Source organism: Rhodococcus sp. NPDC057014, from assembly GCF_042673295.1.
GTDB lineage: Bacteria > Actinomycetota > Actinomycetes > Mycobacteriales > Mycobacteriaceae > Rhodococcus_F.
Window position 1 is genome coordinate 36,431 of the sequence record NZ_JBHUSF010000037.1, and the last position, 6,000, is coordinate 42,430.

A 6,000-nucleotide genomic window follows, 5' to 3' on the forward strand; every position below is an offset into this window, starting at 1 on the left:
TCTCTTCGAAGTCGGTGGGTGGCCTGGGATCGCAGCGAACCGCGACGGGTGGCCCACGGGTCTTCCGGCCGGGATTTGTCGCCGTCCTCTGTCGACCTGGTGGTGGGGCGTGCGCATGATTGTGCCCCGGCATCGGGGGGATGACGCCGGGGCACGGGGGGTGTCCAGCAGAACAAAATTGGGGGGATGCGCTGCTGGAGCAGCACTCATTCTAACGGTGTCTCGGACGCGCTCACGCGTGGGGTGACCGTCTCCGCTATCGACGCGTGCCCGTCGGCATGATTCCGGGCGGCGGGCCCCTGGCGTCGTCAGGGGGATCCCTGGTGCCACCACTCGGCGGCGCTGGATTCGATTTCGTGGGCGCGTGTGGGCCAGGTGGGATCGGCGGTCAGCGATCGGATGGTTGCTGCCATTTGTATTGCGCTGCCGTCGATGTCAAGTCTGGTCAGGAGGCGGGCGATGCGGGTCTGGTTCTCCGGCCAGCGGCCGCCGGTGGTTTCGACGAGCACGGCGACGAGGGTGGCGCACTCGTGGTCGGTGATCGGGGGAGGGGTGCGGGTCATTCCGCGCAGTCCGCGGCTGCCCCGGGTGAGCCATCGGTCGCCGGCTTCTCGCTGGATCCGTCGCCAATACACGGGGCCACGGTTGCTGAGGAGGGAATGCACCGTCGGACGGTAGCAACCCATGGTCGATCAGGCGCATGCGGCGGTGCCGGCCGCCGCAGGGGGCGCCCGGCACCATCGCGCTCGGGGTCACCGACATCGGGTTTCCGCGACCGTGTCGGAAGGGCGGTCTACTGTGACGTGTGCGACGAGCAGCAGGTCGCCACTCACTGCCCAGACCGGTGATCCGTTCACGGTCCTGATCTGCGGGGTTCCGCGGATTGGTAGGCGGGTGGCGGCCTGCTTCTCGGTGAAATCTCATGGCCTGCGCGGATGATGTACGCCTCTTTCGTCCCGGTCGACAAGCGCGCAAGCAGTGACCATGGCCGAGCCGTGATCGCCGATGTCTGGTTCGGGCGAGGTCGCCGGCTGCCCCAGGTTCTCGATCATGCCGTGGGAGACCTGCTCGGGGTGTCAGAGGAAAGCCGCCGACGCCTTCCCCGGTGTCAGCGGCTCCTCACCCGCCCGGGAACGCTACGCAGTGCAGGTCTTACCCGGTCACGGGGTGACGGTGACGCCATATCGCCTCTCGGCAAGTGGTCGCTCGCGGCGACTGTTCTGGTGTGGTACCCGGGGTATGCGCGCCACCGTCAGCCTTCTCAACAGCGGACCCTCCATCGGTATTCCGACGCGAGTACGTCCACGGCTGAGGCGCCCGGGCCGGCACCGGGCCGGACCCGTGGTCAGTGGGCATCGCCGGTGGCGATCGGCTTCACCAGGTCCTCGCCGTTGTTGCGGACGTTGTTCACGGCCTTGGACACGGGGTAGGTGTCCAGGCTCCCCGGTGCCGGGGGTGCCATCAGGGATCGGGCGTAATCGACGTCGGTGTTGGTCGGGTCGAGCCAGTCCGCCCAATTCGCTTCGGCCACGCTCATCGGCATCCGGTCGTGGATGTGCCCCACGTCGTCGGTGGAATTGGTGGTGATCACCGAGAAGGTGACCAGCCAGGCGTCCGGATCGTCGTCGGGGACGTCGGGGTTGCGCCAGAAGTCGAAGATCCCGGCCAACGGCAGAATGTCACCGCCGGCGGGGTGGATGTAGTACGGCTGTTTGAGCGGTTTCCCAGTTTTGCCGACCTCCTCGGTCGGGAACCACTCGTAGAACCCGGACACCGGAATGATCGCCCGCCGGGACTTGAAGGACTGCCGATAGGCCGGCTTTTCGTGCACCGTCTCGGCGCGGGCGTTGATCATCCGGGAGCCGATCTTCGGATCCTTCGCCCAGAATGGTGTCAAACCCCACTTGAGGTTGCGGAGCTGCCGCTGCGGCTGCTTATCGTCGGTGTCCTTCGGTGTGCGGGCGATCACCACCGGCGAGGTTTTCGTGGGTGCGACGTTGTAGTCGGGCGGAACCTCGGGGTCGGCCCGGTCGGGGTCGATCTCGAAGGTCTCGAGCAACGACCCCCGGCTCGTCGTCGAGGCGTAGCGACCACACATACCGATAGCGTGCCACGACGCACTGACGTCGCGGGTGAGGTCGCATCAGTGGGCGGCGCGGAAGGCCTGCTCGATCTCGGCGGGGATACGGCCCCGGGAGGACAGTTCGTAGCCCTGCTCGAGCGCCCAGGCGCGGATCTTCTTCGTTTCCTCCCGCGACCGCTTCCCGGCAGTGGCGGTGCCCGGCCGGTCCGAGCGGTGTTTGCGGCCGCCGACCCGGGTGGAGTGCGTGATGTAGTAGTCGAAGGTCTCGCGGAGTTCCTTCGCGTGTTCGTCCTTCAGGTCGATCACGTACTCGATGCCGTCGACCGCGTAGCTGATGCTCTCGCCGTCTTCGCCGAAGGCGGTGCCGTCGATGTCGTCGACCATCTCCACTACGACCTTGCGTGCCACGGATCCACTCCTCGCGTTCTTGGATACGGACCAGACGACAGTACTGGGGGGCACCCCACGAAATGCGGGGCGCAGCGCGGACCGTGGACGTTCAGGCGACGACGAGAAAGGCGCCCCGCCCACCGCGGATCGTCGTTGCAGGACGGAAACGACTTCCGTGCAACGACTCTCATGGCATGCGCGGATTCGGGGGTCGAGGGTGGCCGGTGCCGAGATGAGAATGAGCGCCTCTGGGTGGGTGTGGCTGTGGCCCTGCCATGGATTGGCGAGGCCACAGCCACCCGGCGCAGCGGAGCCTGGCGTGTCCTGGGTCGGGGGTTATTCGGCGTTCTGGTCGGCGTGCTCGAGGATCAGGTACTGCGCGGAGATCTGCTGATCGACGTCCTTCTTGTTGTCGGTGCCGCTGGCTTCGCCGACGTAGCGGCCGTTGGCGACCATGCAGTAGTCCTGGGTGCCGTTGACGGTGTCCTTGGTGGCGCATTTGGCGTCGGGCAGACCCTGTGGGGTGGGGGCGGCGGTGAACCCTTCGGCGAGCAGGTCGTTGTAGAACTCGGTGAGGATCGTCTCGGCGCCGGCCTCGTCTTTCGCCCGGTAGACGGTGGTCTTGTAGACGGCGTTGTGGTCGGATCCGGCGTCGGTGAGGACCTTGTAGGTCAGCGGCGGGTTGGTGGAGCGATGCGCCATGCCGCGGGGCCCGTAGGCGGCCATGTCGTCGCCGAGTTGGGCTTGGGCGTCGTCTTCGGGGATCGCGTAGATCAGGACCTTGTCCTGGTCGATCATCGGCAGCTCCGCGGACTGGCCACCGTTCTGCGCACGGGTCGGGGTGGCCGGGAACCGGTCGATCAGCGGTTCCTGCAGTTGCAGGGCCGTCGCGACGGCCTTCGCGGTCCAGTCCTTGTCGGCGGCGGGGGCTTTCGCCCAGGTGTAGAGCAGGTAGTCGCCGTGCGGGGTGAACGCATTCACCGACACCTCGGGTCCGGCATTGAAGTTCGTCTGTCCGGTCGAGACCAGGGTGTGGGGCAGGATGTCGATGCTTTCGGCGGTCTCGAGGCCGGTGCCGTCGTCGACGGTGAGCAGATTCTGATGGATGTCGCGGGCGGTGGCGGCGGCGTCGTCGGGGTTGTTGAACCGCATCACCGCCTGGACGACGGACCGGGACGGGTCGGTGGTTTTCGTGGTGGGGGTGGTCGCGGTCGAGACGTAGCCGTAGAGCATCTGGTGGCTGTGGGCGATGTCCCCGGCGGCGTCGCTGAGGACGACACCGAGGTTCTTGCCGCTGCGCATCACCATCGTGGGCATCTTCACCGACGTCAGTTCCGGGTCGATTTCGAAGGGGACGACGGTGAACTCGGCGAGCCGCTGCCCGTCGACGTCGAGGATGGTGTCCTGGGTGGCCCGCCCGAACTCCGGGGCCGGGCTGGTCGGGTAGCTGCCGGTGTCGAGGGCGGCGGGATCGACACTCGCGGTCGAGGCCTGGTCTCCGCCGGATTTGCCGACCGGTTCGGCGGTGGTGTCGGTGCCGGTGCAGCCGGCCAACAGCACCGCGGCGGCGAGCACGGCCGCCGCCGGCATCGACGTGGTGGTCCTCATGCTCATGTCGGTCCCTTCCCTGTTCCGCCCCCGCGAGTGTCGGCGTCGCCGGGCGGGAGCGTGTGGTCGTGGTTAGTTGGAGGCCGCGACCGCCTGGAAGGTTCCCACACCGCTGCGGTGGCCTCCGTCACACCCACCGGTGATGCGGGGTGGTCGGCTGGCGGTGCAGGCCCCGGCCCGGCCGCGCTAGGGTTCGACGGCGCCCCACCACCCGGGCGCACACAGGACCGCGGCGGAAAGGGGAGAGGGGCGTGGACACCGCAGCCCAGACCGGGCAACCGGCCACTGTTGCCTCCCCGGCCGCCGAGACGCCGCCGCGTGAACGCGCCGAGGTGCTGCTCTCCTCGATCACCGGCAAGATCCTGCGCCCGTTCGGGTACGACGCGATCAGCGATCTCGCCGAGCAGCGGGCCCGAACCGTGGAGCAGACCCGGTCGGTGGTCGTGGTCGGCGAGGTCAAACGGGGGAAGAGTTCGTTGGTCAATGCGCTGGTGGGGTGGCGCGGCGCCTCCCCGGTGGGGGTGGACGTGACGACGTCGACGACGATCAGCTTCGGGGAGGCGACCGCCGAGCACCCCGGGGGGACGGCGCAGATCCTGTTCCCCGGCCGCACCGAGCAGATCCGGCATGCCGAGTTGGCGGACTGGGTCTCGTGCGAGGGCGCCCATGTCACCGACAGCCGGGTCGCGGAACTGCCCACCCGCGCGATCGTCCCGGTCGCCGGCAGCCGCCTCGGGAATGTCACCGTGATCGACACCCCCGGCGTCGGCGGGCTGGATCCGTCCTACGCGGTCCTGGCGGAAGCGTCGGCGTCGCAGGCCTGCGTGCTGGTGATCGTGTGCGATGCCACCACCCCGCTGACGGCACCGGAGATGGCGTTCATCGACAAGACCGGGTCCGCGGTGGAATCGCTGATCGTGGTGGTCACCAAGACCGACAAGAACATCCGCCGCTGGCGGCCGATCGTCGACGAAAACCGGGAACTATTGCTGCGGCACCTGGGCCGGCAGGTCCCGGTGCTGGGGGTGTCGAGTCTGCGGGCGGTGATCGCCGCCGAGATGGCACCCGGCCCGCTCCGCGACCACGCGGAGGCAAGATCGGGGATCGCCGAGCTGCGCGAGCTGATCGGTGCGAAACTCGCCATCGCCGAACACCTTCCGGCGATCACCGGGCTGCGGACCGCGGTCGAGGGGCTGCGCACGTTGGCGACGGACATGCACACCCAGATCGGGGCGATCACCCGCAGCGGTGAGGTCATCCCGGATCTGACCGCGCAGCTGACCGAACTGCAGGGCCTCAAAGACCACTCGACGCAGTGGGAGCAATACCTGCAGCGGGATCTGACGTTGATCCGCCAGCACGCCACCGACGACCTCGACCGCCGCCTCGACGGGATCCGGCAGAAGTGGACCACCCGGATCAACAAGAACGGGATGGCGGTGTTGCGGCGGAACCCGCAGCATTTCACCGCCGAGATGGAACGCGACTTCCAGGCGGCGATGGCCGGGTCGGTCAACCTGTTCCTCGAGCAGCTCTACACCCAGATCGTGCACCCGCGATTCGCCTCCGAGATCATCTGGCACGAGATCTCCGAGCAGGTCCTCGCGACGTTGTCGAACCGCACCCTGGAAACCCACCAGGTCGCCGGGAAACGGCAGGGCCTGCTCGACCCGTCGATGATCACCATGGGCGTGATGGGCTCGTCGATGCTCGGCGGCCTGATCGGGGTCTCGGCGATGATGGGCGTCGGGGCGGTCGTCGGCGTCGCCTGGGTCGGCTTCAACCTCGGGTTCAAGGCGATGCGCGCCGGGAAGACGAACCTGCTGTCCTGGTTGCGGGAGACGATCGCGACCACCAAGACCACCACCGCCCGGATGCTCGAATCCACCCTCGCCCTTGCCCGCCCGGAGATCGTGATC

General features: G+C 68.0%; 5 protein-coding genes. 1 reads left to right on the forward strand and 4 read right to left on the reverse strand.

What is annotated here, in order from left to right; genetic code table 11:
* Positions 1-308: 308 nt before the first annotated feature.
* The 4 genes from ACFTZB_RS10965 to ACFTZB_RS10980 form a co-directional block, all read right to left on the reverse strand.
* On the reverse strand, positions 309-665 hold the full coding sequence (locus tag ACFTZB_RS10965; protein WP_378431561.1) for a hypothetical protein: 357 nt from the start codon (positions 663-665) through the stop codon (positions 309-311).
* 680 nt (positions 666-1,345) lie between these two features.
* A complete protein-coding gene (locus ACFTZB_RS10970) occupies positions 1,346-2,098 on the reverse strand; it encodes an SOS response-associated peptidase (protein WP_378431562.1) in 753 nt (250 codons plus the stop codon).
* A gap of 45 nt (positions 2,099-2,143) precedes the next feature.
* Entirely contained in the window at positions 2,144-2,491 is a 348-nt protein-coding gene (locus tag ACFTZB_RS10975) for an Lsr2 family protein (RefSeq protein WP_378431563.1), read from the reverse strand.
* A gap of 318 nt (positions 2,492-2,809) precedes the next feature.
* Positions 2,810-4,087 (reverse strand): hypothetical protein, encoded by a 1,278-nt coding sequence (locus ACFTZB_RS10980; protein ID WP_378431564.1) that lies wholly within the window; start codon positions 4,085-4,087, stop codon positions 2,810-2,812.
* Positions 4,088-4,332: 245 nt separating this feature from the next.
* Here ACFTZB_RS10980 and ACFTZB_RS10985 point away from each other — a divergent pair.
* A partial coding sequence (locus ACFTZB_RS10985; RefSeq protein ID WP_378431565.1) for a dynamin family protein occupies positions 4,333-6,000 on the forward strand: 1,668 nt, incomplete at its 3' end.